Source organism: Streptomyces sp. NPDC026538, from assembly GCF_055567535.1.
In genome coordinates this window covers 294460-313533 of sequence record NZ_JBVHQG010000001.1, presented here as the reverse complement: position 1 = coordinate 313533, position 19074 = coordinate 294460, and the positions used below count along the sequence as shown (strand labels likewise).

General features: G+C 71.1%; 15 protein-coding genes. 9 read left to right on the top strand and 6 right to left on the bottom strand.

The window, feature by feature from the left end; all coding sequences use genetic code 11:
• Window positions 1-176 precede the first annotated feature (176 nt).
• The 4 genes from gltB to qcrB all read left to right on the top strand — a co-directional run bounded on the left by gltB (window position 177) and on the right by qcrB (window position 8909).
• A complete protein-coding gene (gene gltB / locus ACZ4N4_RS01440; RefSeq protein WP_467583187.1) occupies window positions 177-4772 on the top strand; it encodes a glutamate synthase large subunit in 4596 nt (1531 codons plus the stop codon).
• Window positions 4765-6225, top strand: coding sequence for a glutamate synthase subunit beta (locus tag ACZ4N4_RS01435; RefSeq protein ID WP_453571221.1), 1461 nt, complete (start codon window positions 4765-4767; stop codon window positions 6223-6225). Before gltB ends, ACZ4N4_RS01435 begins: the two co-directional genes overlap by 8 nt.
• Window positions 6226-6416: 191 nt before the next feature.
• Window positions 6417-7142, top strand: coding sequence for a VWA domain-containing protein (locus tag ACZ4N4_RS01430; RefSeq protein ID WP_467583184.1), 726 nt, complete (start codon window positions 6417-6419; stop codon window positions 7140-7142).
• A 105-nt stretch (window positions 7143-7247) separates the two neighbouring features.
• Window positions 7248-8909 (top strand): cytochrome bc1 complex cytochrome b subunit, encoded by a 1662-nt coding sequence (gene qcrB / locus ACZ4N4_RS01425; protein WP_467583181.1) that lies wholly within the window; start codon window positions 7248-7250, stop codon window positions 8907-8909.
• Between the two features lie 73 nt (window positions 8910-8982).
• Here qcrB and ACZ4N4_RS01420 read toward each other — a convergent pair whose 3' ends face one another.
• Window positions 8983-9963 carry an acyl-CoA dehydrogenase family protein gene (locus ACZ4N4_RS01420; RefSeq protein ID WP_453571213.1) on the bottom strand — a complete coding sequence of 327 codons (981 nt, stop codon included), beginning with the start codon at window positions 9961-9963 and terminating at the stop codon, window positions 8983-8985.
• Window position 9964: 1 nt separating this feature from the next.
• Window positions 9965-11104 (bottom strand): acyl-CoA dehydrogenase family protein, encoded by a 1140-nt coding sequence (locus tag ACZ4N4_RS01415; RefSeq protein WP_467585271.1) that lies wholly within the window; start codon window positions 11102-11104, stop codon window positions 9965-9967.
• 53 nt (window positions 11105-11157) lie between these two features.
• Here ACZ4N4_RS01415 and ACZ4N4_RS01410 point away from each other — a divergent pair, with 53 nt between their 5' ends.
• The 3 genes from ACZ4N4_RS01410 to ACZ4N4_RS01400 are packed head-to-tail and all read left to right on the top strand — an operon-like array spanning window position 11158 to window position 13811.
• On the top strand, window positions 11158-11946 hold the full coding sequence (locus ACZ4N4_RS01410) for an SDR family oxidoreductase (protein ID WP_467583178.1): 789 nt from the start codon (window positions 11158-11160) through the stop codon (window positions 11944-11946).
• Between the two features lie 25 nt (window positions 11947-11971).
• Window positions 11972-12607 (top strand): TetR/AcrR family transcriptional regulator, encoded by a 636-nt coding sequence (locus ACZ4N4_RS01405; protein WP_467583176.1) that lies wholly within the window; start codon window positions 11972-11974, stop codon window positions 12605-12607.
• 46 nt (window positions 12608-12653) lie between these two features.
• Window positions 12654-13811, top strand: a complete 1158-nt coding sequence (locus tag ACZ4N4_RS01400) for an acetyl-CoA C-acetyltransferase (RefSeq protein WP_467583173.1) — start codon at window positions 12654-12656, stop codon at window positions 13809-13811.
• A gap of 64 nt (window positions 13812-13875) precedes the next feature.
• Here ACZ4N4_RS01400 and ACZ4N4_RS01395 read toward each other — a convergent pair whose 3' ends face one another.
• The 4 genes from ACZ4N4_RS01395 to ACZ4N4_RS01380 are packed head-to-tail and all read right to left on the bottom strand — an operon-like array spanning window position 13876 to window position 17255.
• On the bottom strand, window positions 13876-14934 hold the full coding sequence (locus ACZ4N4_RS01395; RefSeq protein WP_467583170.1) for an NAD(P)H-dependent flavin oxidoreductase: 1059 nt from the start codon (window positions 14932-14934) through the stop codon (window positions 13876-13878).
• Window positions 14934-15662, bottom strand: coding sequence for a CoA-transferase subunit beta (locus ACZ4N4_RS01390; RefSeq protein WP_467583168.1), 729 nt, complete (start codon window positions 15660-15662; stop codon window positions 14934-14936). Before ACZ4N4_RS01390 ends, ACZ4N4_RS01395 begins: the two co-directional genes overlap by 1 nt.
• Window positions 15662-16510, bottom strand: coding sequence for a CoA transferase subunit A (locus ACZ4N4_RS01385; RefSeq protein WP_467583165.1), 849 nt, complete (start codon window positions 16508-16510; stop codon window positions 15662-15664). The genes ACZ4N4_RS01390 and ACZ4N4_RS01385 overlap by 1 nt, the downstream gene beginning before the upstream one ends.
• On the bottom strand, window positions 16503-17255 hold the full coding sequence (locus tag ACZ4N4_RS01380) for an enoyl-CoA hydratase family protein (protein ID WP_453571195.1): 753 nt from the start codon (window positions 17253-17255) through the stop codon (window positions 16503-16505). The genes ACZ4N4_RS01385 and ACZ4N4_RS01380 overlap by 8 nt, the downstream gene beginning before the upstream one ends.
• Window positions 17256-17392: 137 nt before the next feature.
• On the opposite strand from ACZ4N4_RS01380, the gene ACZ4N4_RS01375 reads away from it, so the two are divergent.
• On the top strand, window positions 17393-18139 hold the full coding sequence (locus tag ACZ4N4_RS01375; RefSeq protein WP_467585268.1) for an SDR family oxidoreductase: 747 nt from the start codon (window positions 17393-17395) through the stop codon (window positions 18137-18139).
• A 1-nt stretch (window position 18140) separates the two neighbouring features.
• Window positions 18141-19046: an SDR family oxidoreductase gene (locus ACZ4N4_RS01370; protein ID WP_467583163.1), complete on the top strand. Its 906-nt coding sequence runs from the start codon at window positions 18141-18143 to the stop codon at window positions 19044-19046.
• Window positions 19047-19074 lie beyond the last annotated feature (28 nt).

Below are 19074 nucleotides of genomic sequence, written 5' to 3'. Positions count from 1 at the left end.
CGCATGAGCGGTACCCCGCCGTAAACCCCTACGGCGTCCGCATGTTGGAACGGTGTATCCAGTTCCCGAGAATCGCTCCATCATGTAACCTGCGTGAAATTTCGCAACAAAAACGCAGAGGGCCAGCGTCGTCCCTCGGCACCTGCTATACGCCACTGACGACGACGGGAGAGCCGATGCGTACGCCGCGCCAGCCGTCCCAGCACTCCACGAATGGCCTGAACTGGTCGTTCATGGATGCTCGCCCTGCTGCGCAGGGTATGTACGACCCCCGCAACGAGCATGACGCCTGTGGCGTCGGCTTTGTGGCCACCCTCACCGGCGAGGCGAGCCACGCGCTGGTCGAGCAGGCGCTCACGGTTCTGCGCAACCTGGAGCACCGCGGCGCGACCGGCTCCGAGCCCGACTCCGGCGACGGCGCCGGCCTGCTCTCCCAGGTGCCCGACGCCTTCTTCCGCGAGGTGGCCGAATTCGAACTGCCGCCGGCCGGGTCGTACGCCGTCGGTATCGCCTTCCTTCCGGAGGACGGCATCCAGGACGCCGTCTCACGGATCGAGACGATCGCCGGCGAGGAGGGCCTCACCGTCCTCGGCTGGCGCGAGGTCCCGGTCGCCCCGGAGCTGCTCGGCGCCACCGCCCGCTCCACCATGCCGGTCTTCCGGCAGGTTTTCGTGACCGACGGCGCCAGCGAGGGCATCGCGCTGGACCGCCGGGCGTTCGTGCTGCGCAAGCGCGCCGAGCGCGAGGTGGGTGTCTACTTCCCCTCGCTGTCCGCCCGGACCATCGTCTACAAGGGCATGCTGACCACCGGCCAGCTGGAGCCCTTCTTCCCGGACCTGTCCGACCGCCGCTTCGCATCCGCGATCGCGCTCGTGCACTCCCGGTTCTCCACCAACACCTTCCCGTCGTGGCCGCTCGCGCACCCCTACCGGTTCGTCGCCCACAACGGTGAGATCAACACCGTCAAGGGCAACCGCAACTGGATGGTCGCCCGCGAGTCCCAGCTGGTCTCCGACCTGTTCGGCCCGCAGGAGAAGCTGGACCGGGTCTTCCCGATCTGTACGCCCGACGCCTCCGACTCGGCCTCCTTCGACGAAGTGCTGGAACTCCTGCACCTGGGCGGCCGCTCGCTGCCGCACTCGGTGCTGATGATGATCCCGGAGGCGTGGGAGAACCACGACTCCATGGACCCGGCCCGGCGCGCCTTCTACGGCTTCCACTCCACGATGATGGAGCCCTGGGACGGCCCCGCCTGTGTCACCTTCACCGACGGCTCCCAGGTCGGCGCCGTTCTCGACCGCAACGGTCTGCGCCCGGGCCGTTACTGGGTCACCGACGACGGCCTGGTCGTGCTCGGCTCCGAGGTCGGCGTCCTCGACATCGACCCCGCCAAGGTCGTCCGCAAGGGCCGGCTGCAGCCCGGCCGGATGTTCCTCGTCGACACCGTCGAGCACCGCATCATCGAGGACGACGAGATCAAGGCGAGCCTCGCCGCCGCGGAGCCCTACGCCGAGTGGCTGGAGGCCGGCGAGATCGAGCTGAGCGACCTGCCCGAGCGCGAGCACATCGTGCACACCCACGCCTCGGTCACCCGCCGCCAGCAGACCTTCGGCTACACCGAGGAGGAGCTGCGCGTCATCCTGGCGCCGATGGCCAAGGCCGGTGCCGAGCCGATCGGCTCCATGGGCACCGACTCGCCGATCGCGGCGCTGAGCGAGCGCCCGCGGCTGCTCTTCGACTACTTCACCCAGCTGTTCGCGCAGGTCACCAACCCGCCGCTGGACGCGATCCGGGAAGAGCTGGTGACGAGCCTGCGCTCGTCGCTCGGCCCCGCGGGCAACCTGCTCGACCCGAACGCCGCCTCCTGCCGCTCCGTCGTGCTGCCCTTCCCGGTGATCGACAACGACGAGCTGGCCAAGCTCATCCACATCAACGCCGACGGCGACATGCCCGGCTTCAAGGCCGCGACCCTGTCCGGCCTGTACCGGGTCTCCGGCGGCGGCGACACCCTCGCCGCGCGGATCGAGGAGATCTGCGCCGAGGCCGACGCGGCCATCGGGAACGGCGCCCGGCTGATCGTCCTGTCGGACCGGCACTCGGACGCCGAGCACGCGCCGATCCCCTCGCTGCTGCTCACCGCGGCCGTCCACCACCACCTCATCCGCACCAAGCAGCGCACCCAGGTGGGCCTGCTGGTCGAGGCCGGTGACGTCCGCGAGGTCCACCACGTGGCCCTGCTGATCGGCTTCGGCGCCGCCGCCGTCAACCCCTACCTGGCCATGGAGTCCGTCGAGGACCTGACCCGCGCGGGCACCTTCCTGCCGGGCATGGAGTCCGAGCAGGCCATCCGCAACCTGATCTACGCCCTCGGCAAGGGCGTCCTCAAGGTCATGTCCAAGATGGGCATCTCCACGGTCGCCTCCTACCGGGGCGCCCAGGTCTTCGAGGCCGTCGGTCTCGACAGCGCGTTCGTCGAGAAGTACTTCAACGGCACCGCCACCAAGATCGGCGGCGTCGGCATCGACGTCATCGCCAAGGAGGTCGCCGCCCGCCACGCCAAGGCGTACCCGGCCTCCGGCATCGCGCCGGCGCACCGCGCCCTCGACATAGGCGGCGAGTACCAGTGGCGCCGCGAGGGCGAGCCGCACCTGTTCGACCCGGAGACGGTCTTCCGCCTCCAGCACTCGACGCGTGCCAACCGCTACGACATCTTCAAGAAGTACACGGACCGCGTGAACGAGCAGTCCGAGCGCCTGATGACGCTCCGCGGCCTCTTCGGCTTCAAGAGCGACCGGGAAGCCATCTCCGTCGACGAGGTCGAGCCGGTCTCCGAGATCGTCAAGCGCTTCTCCACCGGCGCCATGTCCTACGGCTCCATCTCGCGCGAGGCCCACGAGACCCTCGCCATCGCCATGAACCAGCTGGGCGGCAAGTCCAACACCGGTGAGGGCGGCGAGGACCCGGACCGGCTGTACGACCCGGCGCGGCGCAGCGCCATCAAGCAGGTCGCGTCCGGCCGCTTCGGCGTGACCTCCGAGTACCTGGTCAACGCCGACGACATCCAGATCAAGATGGCCCAGGGCGCCAAGCCCGGCGAGGGCGGCCAGCTGCCCGGCCACAAGGTCTACCCGTGGGTCGCCAAGACCCGGCACTCCACCCCGGGCGTCGGCCTGATCTCCCCGCCGCCGCACCACGACATCTACTCCATCGAGGACCTGGCCCAGCTGATCCACGACCTCAAGAACGCGAACCCGCAGGCGCGGATTCACGTCAAGCTGGTCTCGGAGGTCGGCGTCGGCACGGTCGCCGCCGGTGTGTCGAAGGCGCACGCGGACGTCGTGCTCATCTCCGGCCACGACGGCGGCACGGGTGCCTCCCCGCTGACCTCGCTGAAGCACGCGGGCGGCCCCTGGGAGCTCGGTCTCGCCGAGACCCAGCAGACCCTGCTGCTCAACGGCCTGCGGGACCGGATCGTGGTCCAGACCGACGGCCAGCTCAAGACCGGCCGTGACGTGGTCATCGCCGCGCTGCTCGGCGCCGAGGAGTTCGGTTTCGCGACCGCGCCGCTCGTCGTCTCCGGCTGCATCATGATGCGCGTCTGCCACCTCGACACCTGCCCGGTCGGCGTCGCCACCCAGAACCCGGTGCTGCGCGACCGCTTCAACGGCAAGGCCGAGTACGTGGTGAACTTCTTCCGGTTCATCGCCGAGGAGGTCCGCGAGATCCTCGCCGAGCTGGGCTTCCGCTCCATCGAGGAGGCCGTCGGCCACGCGGAGGCGCTCGACGTCACCCGCGCCGTGAACCACTGGAAGGCGCAGGGCCTGGACCTGGCCCCGCTCTTCCACGTGCCCGAGCTGCCCGAGGGCGCGGCCCTGCACCAGACCGTCCGGCAGGACCACGGCCTGGAGAAGGCCCTGGACAACGAGCTGATCAAGCTCGCCTCGGACGCTCTGGCCGCCTCCAGCGCCACCGACGCCCAGCCGGTGCGCGCCCAGATCAAGGTGCGCAACATCAACCGCACGGTCGGCACCATGCTCGGCCACGAGGTGACGAAGAAGTTCGGCGGCGCGGGTCTGCCCGACGACACCATCGACATCACCTTCACCGGCTCGGCCGGCCAGTCCTTCGGCGCCTTCCTGCCGCGCGGTGTCACGCTCCGCCTGGAGGGCGACGCCAACGACTACGTCGGCAAGGGCCTCTCCGGCGGCCGGGTCATCGTGCGCCCCGACCGGAACGCCGACCACCTCGCCGAGTTCTCCACCATCGCGGGCAACACCATCGCGTACGGCGCGACCGGCGGCGAGCTGTTCCTGCGCGGTCGCAGCGGCGAGCGGTTCTGTGTCCGCAACTCCGGTGCGCTGGTGGTCTCGGAGGGCGTGGGCGACCACGGCTGCGAGTACATGACCGGCGGTCACGCGGTGGTCCTGGGCGAGACGGGCCGTAACTTCGCGGCCGGTATGTCCGGTGGCATCGCCTACGTCATCGACCTGAACCGCGACAACGTCAACGTCGGCAACGCGGACGCCGTCGAGGCCCTGGACGACACGGACAAGCAGTGGCTGCACGACGTGGTGCGCCGGCACGCCGAGGAGACCGGCTCCACGGTCGCCGAGAAGCTGCTCGCCGACTGGGACGCGGCCGTGCAGCGGTTCAGCAAGATCATCCCCAGCACGTACAAGGCAGTGCTCGCCGCCAAGGACGCCGCCGAGCGAGCGGGTCTCTCCGAGACCGAGATCACCGAGAAGATGATGGAGGCGGCGATCAATGGCTGACCCGAAGGGCTTCCTGACCCACGGCCGTGAGGTCGCCCGGACCCGTCCCGTCACCGAGCGCGTCCGGGACTGGAACGAGGTCTACGTCCCCGGCTCGCTGCTGCCGATCATCAGCAAGCAGGCCGGCCGGTGCATGGACTGCGGGATCCCGTTCTGCCACAACGGCTGTCCGCTGGGGAACCTGATCCCCGAGTGGAACGACTTCGCCTACCGCGAGGACTGGACGGCCGCCTCGGAGCGCCTGCACGCGACCAACAACTTCCCCGAGTTCACCGGTCGCCTCTGCCCGGCCCCGTGCGAGTCGGCGTGTGTGCTCGGCATCAACCAGCCGGCCGTCACCATCAAGAACGTCGAGGTCTCGATCATCGACAAGGCGTGGGACGCGGGCACCGTCGCCCCGCAGGCCCCGGAGCGCCTGTCCGGCAAGACCGTCGCCGTGATCGGCTCGGGCCCGGCCGGCCTGGCCGCCGCCCAGCAGCTCACCCGGGCCGGCCACACGGTCGCCGTCTACGAGCGCGCCGACCGTGTCGGCGGCCTGCTCCGCTACGGCATCCCCGAGTTCAAGATGGAGAAGCGGCACATCAACCGCCGCATCGAGCAGATGCGCGCGGAGGGCACCCGCTTCCGTACCGGGATCGAGATCGGCCGCGACCTCAAGGCGACCGACCTGAAGAAGCGGTACGACGCGATCGTGATCGCCGCCGGTGCCACCACCGCCCGTGACCTCCCGGTCCCCGGACGGGAGCTGAAGGGCGTCCACCAGGCGATGGAGTACCTGCCGCTGTCGAACAAGGTCCAGGAGGGCGACTACGTCACCTCCCCGATCTCGGCCGAGGGCAAGCACGTGGTCGTCATCGGCGGCGGCGACACCGGCGCGGACTGCGTGGGCACCGCCCACCGCCAGGGCGCGGCCTCGGTCACCCAGCTGGAGATCATGCCCAGGCCGGGCGAGGACCGGGCGCCGCACCAGCCGTGGCCGACCTTCCCGATGCTCTACAAGGTCACCTCGGCGCACGAGGAGGGCGGTGAGCGGGTCTACTCCGTCTCCACCACCCACTTCGAGGGCGACGAGGACGGCAACGTCCAGTGGCTGCACCTCACCGAGGTGGAGTTCATCGACGGCAAGCTGACCCCCAAGCCGGGCACCGAGCGCCGGATCCCGGCCCAGCTGGTCACCCTCGCGATGGGCTTCACCGGCACCGACCGGGACAACGGAATGGTCGAGCAGTTCGGTCTCGACCTCGACGAGCGCGGCAACGTCGCCCGCGACGCCGACTTCCAGACCAACGTGCCCGGTGTCTTCGTCGCCGGGGACGCCGGCCGTGGCCAGTCCCTGATCGTCTGGGCGATCGCGGAGGGCCGCTCGGCCGCGAAGGGCGTCGACCGCTTCCTGACCGGAGCGAGCGAACTCCCGGCCCCGATCCGCCCGACGGACCGCTCGCTGATGGTCTGACCCACCCCGAAGAACGTCCCGTACAACGGCGTACGGGCGGGTTATCTGGGGGGACACCCCCCAGACCCCCCACCATGCGGCGCCTGTCCGCCAGTCCCCGACCGGACGACTGGGCAGGTGCCGCAGCATTTCTCTGACCAAGTACTCTCGGCATCCTGACCGTGAACCGGGGGGAATCAGGGGGAACAGGGATGGCCGCGATCAGTCTCAGCAAGGTGGAGCAGGCCGCGCCCGCGCTCGTCGGCCCCTACCGGTCGGCCGGGATCTCCCTCACCAAGCACGGACTCGACGGACTTCGGGCCGCCGTCTACCTCGTCGTCGACTACTCCGGTTCCATGAAGCCGTACTACGCCGACGGCAGTGTGCAGGCCCTCGCCGACCGGGTGCTGGGCCTCTCCGCGCACCTGGACGACGACGGCCGGGTCCCCGTCGTCTTCTTCTCCACCGACATCGACGCGGTCACCGACATCGAACTCGCCGGGCACGAGGGCCGTATCGAGAAGATCGCGGCCGGACTCGGGCACATGGGGAAGACCAGCTACCACTGGGCGATGGACGCCGTCATCGACCACTACCTGGACAGCGGCGCCACCGAGCCCGCCCTGGTCGTCTTCCAGACCGACGGCGGCCCGATCAACAAGCTCGCCGCCGAACGCTACCTGTGCAAGGCGGCCAGGCTGCCGCTGTTCTGGCAGTTCGTCGGCTTCGGCGACCCGCACAGCAAACAGTTCGACTTCCTGCGCAAGCTCGACGAACTGGCGGTGCCCGGCAAGCGTGTGGTGGACAACGCGGGCTTCTTCCACGCCGGTTCGGACCAGATGACGCTGCCGGACGACCGGCTGTACGACCGTCTCGTCGGCGAGTTCCCGCAGTGGCTGGCGGCGGCGCGGGCGGCGGGCATCGTACGGGCCGACTGATCCGGCGGTCGCCGCCGACCCGGCTGACTTTACGTCGCCCCGTTGGCTGTCGGGGGCCTGTCGTGCCACCCTGAGGGGTGATCCGGCGGGGAGGCGACGCGACGTATGGACGACGCGGCACGAACGGTGAACGGCTCGGTACGGGTGGGGACTTCGGCGAGCAGGGAGACTCCGCCGGGCAAGGGTGAGAAGCTCGCGGACTGGGCCGACGGGCGCCTCGGGATATACGGCCTGGCCAAGGCCAACATGCGCAAGGTGTTCCCGGACCACTGGTCCTTCATGCTGGGCGAGGTCTGCCTCTACAGCTTCCTCATCCTGATCCTCACGGGCATCTACCTCACGCTCTTCTTCGAGCCCAGCGGCGCCGAGGTCGTCTACCACGGCTCCTACGGGCCGATGAACGGCATCACCATGACCAAGGCGTACGAGTCGACGCTGCACATCAGCTTCGACGTACGCGGCGGACTGCTGATCCGGCAGATCCACCACTGGGCGGCGCTGGTCTTCGTCGCCGGGATGTTCGTGCACATGATGCGGGTGTTCTTCACCGGCGCCTTCCGCAAGCCGCGCGAGGTCAACTGGCTGTTCGGCTGGACCCTGTTGTTCCTCGCCATCCTCACCGGCCTGACCGGCTACTCGCTCCCCGACGACCTGCTCTCCGGCACCGGCGTCCGGTTCGCCGACGGAGCCATCCTGTCGATCCCGATCGTCGGGTCGTACATCTCGATGTTCCTGTTCGGCGGGGAGTTCCCGGGCCACGACATCATCTCCCGGTTCTTCCCGATCCACGTCCTGCTGCTCCCCGGCATCATGCTGGGACTGGTGGTGGCCCATCTGATCCTGGTCTTCTACCACAAGCACACCCAGTACCCCGGGCCCGGACGCGACCAGAAGAGCGTCGTCGGCATGCCCTTCCTGCCGGTCTACATGGCCAAGGCCGGCGGCTTCTTCTTCCTCACCTTCGGCATCCTCGCGATCATCGGCGCCATCGCCACCATCAACCCGGTGTGGGCCTTCGGCCCCTACCGCCCGGACCTGGTGACGACCGGCGCGCAGCCCGACTGGTACCTGGGCTTCTCCGAGGGCCTGATCCGCGTGATGCCCGGCTGGGAGATCAACGCCTGGGGCCACACCCTGGCACTAGGTGTCCTCATCCCCTTCTCGCTCTTCCCGCTCTTCCTCCTGGCCATCGGCGTCTACCCGTTCGTCGAGGCGTGGATCACCGGCGACAAGCGCGAGCACCACATCCTCGACCGGCCGCGCAACGTCCCCGTCCGCACCGCCCTCGGGGTGGCCTGGCTCAGCATCTACTTCGTCCTCCTGATCGGCGGCGGCAACGACATCGTCGCCACCCATCTCCATCTGTCCATCAACTCGATCACCTGGTTCGTGCGGATCTCCGTCTTCGTCCTCCCCGTCCTCGCCTTCATCACCACCAAGCGGATCTGCCTCGGCCTGCAGCGCCGGGACCGCGACAAGGTGCTGCACGGCAGGGAGACCGGCCTCATCAAGATGCTTCCGCACGGCGAGTACATCGAGGTCCACGAACCCCTCAGCCAGGGCAGTCTGTTCGTCCTCACCCAGCACGAACAGAATCCGCCGTACGAGATCGGCCCGCTGGCGGACGCGAACGGGGTACGCCGAAAGGTCACGGTCGTCCAGCGGGTGCGCGCGAGCCTGGCGAAGGGCATGTTCGGCCCGGACACCCACATCCCGAAGCCGACGCAGGAGGAGTACAAGGAACTGACGAGTGGGGATCACCACTGAGCGCCGTGCGTGGAGCGCCCCGAAAGGGGCGCGGGGCTGTATCGGATATGCGGCTACCGCCGCGTGTGCGCGATCAGCCCCCACCGGCCTGCGGCTGAGGACAATCGAGAACCACCCGTCTGCACTCCTCCGGCGTCCCCCAAGCCGTCCGCAACGCCCGCGCCTTGGTCAGCCACAACGACAGGTCGTACTCCGCCGTATAGCCGATCGCCCCATGCAGCTGCAGCGCGGCTCGGGAGCTGAGGTACGCCGCCTCGCACGCGCCGAGCTTCGCCGCGGCCACATCCGACGGAGTCATCGTCGCCGCCGCCCCGAGGACCACCGGCCGGGCGAACTCCAGCGCGATCTTCACATCGGCCAGCCGGTGCTTGACCGCCTGGAACGAGCCGACGGGAACCCCGAACTGACTCCGCTGTCTCACGTGCGCCACCGTGCTGTCGAGCAGTGCCAGCCCGACCCCCAGCGCCTGCGCGGCCACCGCCAGCCGCGCCCAGGTCAGCGCACCTGCCCACGCCGGCTCCGCGCTGATCAGCTCGCCGACCGGGGCGAGCGGGGTGAGCCGGCGCGCGGGGTCCAGAGACCGGCGTACCGCACCGGCGCCGGGGGACAGCCGCAAGCCCTCCGGCGTCGCGGCGAGCCGCAGATCCGCCGCGTCCCCGTCCAGCGCGTACCCGTACCCGTGCTCGGCGACCGTCACCGTCGCCAGGGTCTCTCCCGAGGCGATCCCGGGCAGGAACCGCTTGGCGAGATCCGGGCTCTCACCGAGCAGCACCGCCGCGACCACCGTCTCCACCAGTGGCCCGGGCACCGCATACCGCCCCAACTCCACGAACGCGAGCGCGAGTTCGACGGCCCGGCGCCCTTCCCCTCCGTACTCCTCGGGCACCGCGAGACCGAACACCCCCGCCGCGCCGACACGCCCCCACAGGGCCCGTCCGCTCGTGTGCTCCCCGCGGCTCCACTCCCGTATCACCGCCGGTGTGTCCGCTGCCGCCAGCAGTGCCCGCAGGGAGTCCGCGAAGTCACGTTGTTCGGTGTCGAGGCGGAAACGCATGTCAGCGGCGTCCCTTCGGCAGGCCGAGCAGGCGCTCGGCGATGATGTCGCGCTGGATCTCGTTGGTGCCCGCGTAGATGGGTCCGGCGAGCGAGAAGACGTATCCCTCGGACCACGAGGTGTCCGCCAACTCGCCTTCCGGGCCCAGCAGATCCAGAGCCGTCTCGTGCAGTGCGAGGTCCAGTTCGGACCAGAACACCTTGTTCAGGCTGGACTCGGGGCCGAGCGGCTCGCCGTCCAGGAAGCGGGCGGCGGCCGCGTAGGTGAAGAGCTGGTAGGCACGTGCGCCGATGACGGCGTCGGCCACCCGGCCCGCGGCGGACTCCGGGGCGCCCCGTGCCCGCCACAGGTGCAGCAACCGGTCGGCGGCGGCCAGGAACCGGCCCGGCGACCGCAGCGTCAGCCCCCGCTCGTTGGCCGCCGTCGACATCGCCGTCCGCCAGCCCTGGCCCGGCTCGCCGATCACGTCCTCGTCGGGTACGAACACCTCGTCCAGGAAGAGTTCGGCGAAGGCCGGCTTGCCGTCGAGGCGCCCGATCGGGCGGACCGTGACCCCCGGGGCGCGCAGGTCGAACATCAGATAGGTGAGCCCCTGGTGCGGCCTGGGCGTGTCCGGATCGCTGCGGAACAGGCCGAACGCGCGGTCGGCGAACGCGGCCCGTGACGACCAGGTCTTCTGGCCGACGAGCAGCCAGCCGCCGTCCGTCCGCACCGCCTTGGAGGTGAGGGAGGCCAGGTCGGAACCGGCCCCGGGCTCGGACCAGGCCTGCGCCCAGACCACCTCGCCGGTGGCCATCGGCGGCAGCACCCGCGCGCGTTGTTCCTCCGTGCCGTGGTCGAAGAGGGCCGGGGCGAGCAGGCTGACGCCGTTCTGGCCGACCCGGCCCGGCGCGCCCGCCGCGTGGTACTCCTCCTCGAAGACCAGCCAGCGGATCAGCCCCGCGTCCCGGCCGCCGTACCGCTCGGGCCAGGACACCACCGACCAGCGGTCCGCGGCCAGTTCGGCCTCCCAGGCGCGATGTGCCGCGAAGCCCTCAGCGGTCTCCAGGGAGGGGAGCGGCGAGTCGGGTACGTGCTCCGCCAGCCAGGCGCGGGCCTCGGCGCGGAACTCCTCGTCGGCCGGGGTGTGGGTCAGGTCCACGGTCGTCGTCACCGTCCTTCCCTAACAAGTGTTTGGTAGGTTAGCGTGGGCCCATGACAGGCGTCGAGAGTCCGGAGTACGTGCCCGGGCACGGGCTGCTGGAGGGGCGCACCGCCGTCGTGACCGCCGCGGCCGGGGCCGGGATCGGCGGTGCCACCGCGCGCCGCTTCCTGGAGGAGGGGGCGCGCGTACTGATCAGCGACGCGCACCCGCGCCGGCTGAAGGAGTACGAGGCCGAGCTGGCGGGTGCGCATCCGGGCGCCGTGACCGCGGTGCCCTGTGACGTGACCGACGAGGGGCAGGTGCGGGTCCTGTTCGACACCGCCGTACGGGACCACGGGCGGCTGGACATCGTCGTCAACAACGCGGGCCTGGGCGGCACTTCGGCCCTGGTCGACATGGACGACGAGCAGTGGACGAGGGTCCTGGACGTCACTCTCCACGGCACCTTCCGGTGCCTGCGGGCCGCCCTGCGGCTCTTCCGCGACAGCGGGCGGGGCGGGGTCATCGTCAACAACTCCTCCGTCGTCGGCTGGCGTGCCCAGGCCGGACAGGCCCACTACGCCGCCGCCAAGGCCGGGGTGATGGCGCTGACCCGGTGCGCGGCCATCGAGGCGGCCGAGTACGGGGTGCGGGTCAACGCCGTGGCGCCCAGCCTCGCCATGCATCCGCACCTGGTGAAGGTGACCTCCGCCGAACTGCTGGAGGAGCTGACCGCACGCGAGGCCTTCGGGCGGTACGCCGAGCCCTGGGAAGTGGCCAACGCGATCGTCTTCCTGGCGTCCGACTACTCCTCGTACCTCACCGGAGAGGTCGTCTCCGTCAGCAGTCAGCATCCCTGACCACCGGAGCACCGACAATGGACCCGTGCCGACCCAGAAGAAGCCCCAGGTGACCGCCGCGAGCAGGCGCGCTGCCGCCGCCGCTCCAGCCCGGCGCCGCGAACTCCTCGAAACCGCCGCCGAGGTCTTCGCCGAGCAGGGCTACAACGCCACCACCGTACGCAAGATCGCGGACCACGCGGGCATGCTCGCGGGCAGCCTCTACTACCACTTCGACTCCAAGGAATCGATGCTGGAGGAGATCCTGCGGACCTTCCTCGACGAGCTCTGGGGTGGCTACGACACCGTCCTGGACGCCGGGCTCGGTCCTCGCGAGACCCTCGAAGCCCTGGTCACCGAGTCCTTCCGGGAGATCGACCGGCACCGTGCCGCCGTGGCGATCTACCAGAAGGAGAGCAAGCAACTGGTCGCGCAGGAGAGGTTCACCTTCCTCGCCGAGTCGCAGCGCAAGTTCGAGAAGGCATGGCTGTCCACGCTGGAGCACGGGGTCGCCGCGCGCGTCTTCCGCGCCGACCTCGACGTCCGGCTCACCTACCGGTTCGTGCGCGACACCGTGTGGGTGGCCGCCTCCTGGTACCGGCCCGGCGGACAGCACAGCCCGGAGGAGATCGCCCGGCAGTACCTGTCGATGGTGCTGGACGGGATCGCCGTCCGTGAATAGCTCACCCATTCGCTGAAAGTCCCTTTCTGCCGAGGGAGTTGCTGACATGGCCGAGGCCTACATAGTCGAAGCGGTGCGTACGCCCGTCGGGCGGCGCGGGGGCGGACTGAGCGGGGTCCACCCGGCCGATCTGGGCGCCCATGTGCTGACCGCCCTGGTCCAGCGGTCGGGCATCGACCCGGCGGCCGTCGAGGACGTCGTCTTCGGCTGCCTCGACGCGGTCGGACCACAGGCCGGCGACATCGCCCGGACCGCCTGGCTGGCGGCCGGGCTGCCCGAGGAGGTGCCGGGCGTGACCGTCGACCGGCAGTGCGGCTCCTCCCAGCAGGCCGTGCACTTCGCCGCGCAGGCCGTGCTCTCCGGCACCCAGGACCTGGTGGTCGCGGGCGGCGTCCAGAACATGTCCCAGATCCCGATCGCCTTCGCCTCCCGGCAGGCCGCCGAGCCGCTGGGGCTGACCGAGGGCCCCTTCCTGGGCAGCGAGGGCTGGCGCGCCCGCTACGGCCGACAGGCCGTCAACCAGTTCGCCGGCGCCGAGATGATCGCCGCCAAGTGGGGCATCAGCCGCCGGGACCAGGAGGAGTTCGCCCTGAACTCCCACCGCAGGGCGCTGCGCGCCATCGACGAGGGCCGCTTCGAGCGCGAGATCGTGCCCTACGGCCCGGCCGCCGTGGACGAGGGCCCGCGCCGGGACACCTCCCTGGAGAAGATGGCCGCCCTGAAGCCGGTCGTCGACGGCGGCACCATCACCGCCGCCTGCTCCTCCCAGGTCTCCGACGGCGCCGCCGCGATGCTGCTCGCCTCCGAACGGGCGGTCCGCGAACACGGGTTGCGCCCCCGCGCCCGCGTCCACCATCTCTCCGTCCGCGGCGAGGACCCCATCCGGATGCTCTCCGCCCCGATCCCGGCCACCGCGCACGCCCTGAAGAAGACCGGCCTCACCATCGACGCCGTCGACCTCGTCGAGATCAACGAGGCCTTCGCCCCGGTCGTCCTCGCCTGGCTCAAGGAGACCGGCGCCGACCCCGCCAAGGTCAACGTCAACGGCGGCGCGATCGCCCTCGGCCATCCGCTCGGCGCCACCGGAGTCAAGCTGATGACCTCCCTCCTGCACGAACTGGAGCGCACCGAGGGACGCTTCGGCCTCCAGACCATGTGCGAGGGCGGCGGTCAGGCGAACGTGACGATCATCGAGCGGCTGTGACCCGAGCGGGGGCCGTTTGGGAGGGTGGCCATGTGCGAGGGTGGCGGTCAGGCGAACGTGACGATCATCGAGCGGCTCTGAGCCGCTCCAGCCCCTGAAACACCTCGTCCGCCTCCTTCACGATGCGGGCCACCAGCTCCGCGCACGACGGCAGGTCGGCGATCACGCCGGCGACCTGTCCGGAGGCCATCACCCCGAGGTCCGTGCGGCCGTCCACCATCGCCGACCTGAGCAGCATCGGGGTGTTGGCGGCGAGCAGCAGCTGGCTCCAGGACAGGGTCTTGCCGTGCCGGAGGGCGAGGCCGTCGCGAGCCATCTGCGGCCAGGTGAGGCCGGAGAGCCTGCGGAAGGCGGCCGCATGGCGCACGGCCCGCAGCAGCCGTCGCGTCCGGCCGGTGTTCTCCAGGGAGTCGACCAGCGGGGTGCGCAGCATCCGGTGCGGCAGCCCGTCCACCGCCCTGGTCACCGTGACGTCCTTGACCGTCGCCGCCAGATATCTCGCCTTCACCGCGTCCGGCACCGTCGAGTCCGAGGTGAGCAGGAAACGGGTCCCCATCGCCACCCCCGCCGCCCCGTAGGCCAGCGCCGCCACCAGCCCCCGGCCGTCGAAGAAGCCCCCGGCGGCCACCACCGGTATCCGTACCGCGTCCACCACCTGCGGCAGCAGCACGCTCGTCGCCACCTCACCGGTGTGCCCACCACCCTCACCGCCCTGCACGATCACCGCGTCCGCACCCCAGGCCGCGACCTTCTCGGCATGCCGCCGGGCCCCGACCGAGGGGATCACCAGCACGCCCGCCCCCTTCAGCTCGGCGATCAGTTCGGGGGAGGGGGCGAGCGCGAACGAAGCCACCCGCACACCCCCGTCGACGATCAGCCGGACCCGGTCGCCGGCGTCGGCCGCGTCCGCCCGCAGGTTCACCCCGAACGGGGCGTCCGTACGGCACCGCACCTCGGCTATCGCGGCGCGCAGCTGGTCGAGGGTCATCGTCGCGGAGGCCAGGATGCCGAGGGCCCCGGCGTTGGCCGCCGCCGAGACCAGGCGGGGGCCCGCCACCCAGCCCATCCCCGTCTGCACGATCGGATGCCGGACCCCGACCAGCCGGGTGAGCGCGGTCTCCATCAGGCCGCGACCTCCTTCGTCCGCGCGCCGCCGGGATCCAGCACCTCACGGATCAGCCGCAGCTCCTCCGGGCCGGGTTCGCGGGTGTACGGCACCTCGTCCGGGACGGCGAGCTCGAAGTCCGTGGCCTCCCGCACCTGCCCGACGCTCACCCCCGGATGCAGTGCGGCCAGCCGCATCGAGCGGTCCGGCGTCTCGAAATCGAAGACGCCCAGATCGGTGACGACCCTCGGGATGCGGTGGAAACGCTCCGTGCCCGGGTGCTCGGCCACCCGGTCGTACCCCACCCCGCACACCATGTCGACCTTCGCCACGAACACCCGCCGGGAGTGCTTCGGAACCCAGTAACTCGTCGGGTTGTTCAGTGTGTTCAAGGGCGCTCCGCGCACCCCGAGCAGCTGGCGGCGGGGCCGCGACCAGTCACCGATGGCCGAGATGTTCTGGTTGCCGTACCGGTCGAGCTGGCTCGCGCCCATCATCACGTGCCGGCGGCCACCGGCCACCAGGGTGAGGTGCTGCCGGTAGGGCAGCCAGCCCTCGGGGGTGCCGTCCGGGCGGACCAGCAGGGCCTCGCCGTCGGTCAGCAGCAGATCGGGGGCGAAGGTGAGCCGGGCCAGCCGGGCGCCCAGTGAAGGGATCAGGCCCATCGGGCTCGCCACGATCTCACCGGAGCCGCGCCAGGCCTCGGCGCAGGCGATCACACAGTAGTCGGCGCGCAGTACGTCCATCAGCCCCGCTCCTCCTGCCAGTTCCGCACCGCGGAGCGGTAGGCCTGCTCGTCCCCGGCCAGGAACCGCTCGGAGAACTCCGGCCACGGGGTCGTCGCGTACAGCCGCTGGAAGTCCTCGTCCCGCCCGTGGTCGGGCGCGCAGGAGGTGAAGTGCGCACCGCCGGGCGCCTCCACGACCCCCGTCACGTGCAGCCGCTTGACCAGCAGCGACTGCGCGACCGCAGCCTTCGTCAACTCGGCCGTGTCCACGATCTGTTCGCAGGAGACATAGGCCGTGTCCGCCGCCTCGCAGAACAGGTCGTCGAAGTACGGATCCGGGCCCAGATACTGTCCGTTGCCCAGCCGGTCGGCGCGGTTGACGTGGACCAGGGCCGCGTCCAGGCGCAGGGCGGGCATCGCCACGAACGTCTCCCCGTCGTCGTACGGCGACGTCACCGTGCGCAGGCCGGGGTTGACCCGCATGACGTCCGAGCCGAGCCCCGCGCGCACCGGCAGGAAGGGCAGCCGGTTCGCGGCCGCGTGCAGGCCCCACATGAACATGCCCTCGTCGACCTCCGTCAGCTCGAAGGCCCCGCGCTCGCGCGCCGCCCGGTAGTGCGGTTCCAGCGGGATGGAGTCGAGGGTGACGAAGGGCGCCACCAGCCTGCGCACCCGGCCGGCCGCGACCAGCATCCCGACGTCCGGGCCGCCGTAGGAGACCAGGGTGAGGTCGTCGATGCCGCTCCGGAGCACGGCCCTGACCAGGCTCATCGGCTTGCGTCGGGAACCCCAGCCGCCGATGCCCAGGGTCATGCCGCTGCTCAGCCGTGCGACGGCCTCGTCCGCGGTCATCGTCTTGTCAGTCACTCCCCGCACCCTCCTTCCCGAAGGTGTCACGGACCCGGTCGGCCACCCCGCTGAGGGCGGCCTCGAAGGTGAAGCCCTGTTCCAGGCGGTAGCTGCGCCGCACGTCGACGGGGTCGATGCCGTTGATGGCGGCCTTGGCCAGGCGCAGCAGCCGGCCGTCCTTGGCGGCTATCTCCCGCGCCAGCTCCAGCGCCGCGGCGAACAGCTCCCCGCGCGACACCACCCGCCATACCGAGCCGTGCGCGTGCAGCTGGGCCGCGGTCGCCGTGCGCGAGGTGTAGTACAGCGTCCGCATCAGATGCGGTGGGACCAGCCGGGCCAGATGCGTGGCCGCGCCCAGCGCGCCCCGGTCCAGCTCGGGCAGCCCGAAGACGGCGTCCTCGCTCGCCACGATCGCGTCCGCGTTGCCCACCAGGCCTATCCCGCCGCCCAGGCAGAATCCGTGCACGGCCGCCACCACCGGGGTCTCGCACTCGTACACCGCCGCGAACGCCTCCGCGCAGGCCCGGTTGGCGCCGAGCAGCGCCTCGTTCCCGTCCGCCTGTATCTCCTTGATGTCAACGCCCGCGTTGAAACCGCGGCCCTGCGCCGCCAGTACCACGCACCGCGTTTCGGGGTCGCGGCCCGCCGCGCGCACCGCGTCCGCCAGCGCGAACCAGCCGCGCACCGGCAGCGCGTTCACCGGCGGGTGATCGACGAGGACCAGCACGACGCCCTTTTCTGGAAACGAGGTGGAGACACCCATGGACGCATCAGCTACCTTCGCACTCAGCTACCTTTCCACCAAACATTTGTTAGGTGTGAGGCTTCGAAGCTAGCAGCCGGTGCGAGCAAGCGGGAGGCCCTGTGGAAAACCTCGCCCGAGGCCCTGTGGACGACGCGATGCACGGCCGGACCGTCGTGGTCACCGGCGGTACGAGAGGCGTGGGCGCCGGGATCGCCCGGGCCTTCGCCGAGGCCGGTGCCCACGTTCTGACCTGTGCCCGCCGGCCCCCCGGACAACCCCTCGACGGCGTCGAGTTCACCCCCCTCGACCTGCGCGACCCGCCCGCCGTGCGCGCCTTCTTCGACGCCCTGCCCCGGGTCGACGTGCTCGTCAACAACGCGGGTGGAACCCCCTACCGGCGGCTCGCCGAAGCGGACGCCGAGCGGCACGCCCGGGTGATCGAGCTGAACCTCCTCACCCCGCTGACCGCCTCCCTCGCCGCCTACGAACACCTGCGGCGGGCCCGGGGAGCGGTGGTGATGATCGGCAGCGTCAGCGGCGGCCGCCCCTCGCCGGGCTCGGCCGCCTACGGGGCGGCCAAGGCGGGACTGGAGAGCCTGGCCCGCTCCATGGCGGTGGAGTGGGCGCCACAGGTCCGGGTCAACACGCTGGTCGTCGGCATGGTCCGGACCGAGCTGGCCCACCTGCACTACGGCGGCCAGGACGGCGTCGACGCCGTCTCCCGCACCGTCCCGCTGGGCCGCCTCGCCGTCCCGTCCGACATCGGCGCCGCCGCCGTCTTCCTCGCCTCCGACGCGGCCGCCTACATCAGCGGGGCGAGCCTGCTCGTGCACGGCGGCGGGGAACGACCCCCCTTTCTCGATGCCGCAACTGCCAACAAGCCGTCCGACCAGGAGGTCTGAGATGAGCGGAATCTGCGCGGGCCGGGTCGTGGTCGTCACCGGTGGCGGGCGCGGGCTCGGCCGGGCCCACGCGCTGGCCTTCGCCGCGGAGGGCGCCCGGGTCGTCGTCAACGACCTCGGTGTCGGTCTCGACGGCGTGCCGGGTCCGGACAGTCCCGCCGGGGCCGTCGTGGACGAGATCCGCGCGGCCGGCGGCGAGGCGGTCGCGCACGGCGGTGACATCGCGACCACCGCCGGCGCCGCGTCGCTGATCGGGACGGCCGTGGAGACCTACGGCCGGCTCGACACCCTCGTGAACAACGCCGGGTTCCTGCGCGACCGCATGCTCGTCAACCTCGGCGAGGACGACTGGGACGCGGTCATGCGGGTGCACCTCAAGGGGCACTTCCTGCCGCTGCGGCACGCGGCCGCGCACTGGCGGGCCGAGGCCAAGGCGGGTCGCACCCCGGTGGCCCGGATCGTCAACACCAGCAGCGGAGCCGGACTGCTGGGCTCGGTCGGGCAGGGCAACTACAGCGCGGCCAAGGCCGGCATCGTCGGCCTCACCCTGGTCGCGGCCGCCGAACTGGCCCGCTACGGCGTCCAGGTCAACGCCGTCGCCCCGGCCGCCCGTACCCGGATGACCGAGCGCACCTTCGCCGCGACCATGGCCGCCCCGGGCTCCGGGTTCGACGCCATGGCGCCCGAGAACGTCTCCCCGCTGGTGGTCTGGCTGGGCTCCGCCGCGAGCGCCGGAGTCAGCGGGCGGGTGTTCGAGACCGAGGGCGGCCGGATCACCGTCATGGAGGGCTGGCGAGCGGGGCCGACCGCCGACAAGGGCGGCCGCCGGAGCCCGGCCGAGGCGGGGGAGACGGCGCTGAAACTGCTGGCCGAGGCGGCGGCGCCGGGGGCGGTGTACGGAGCCTGACCGGCGGGGCCGGCCCCGCGACGGGCCG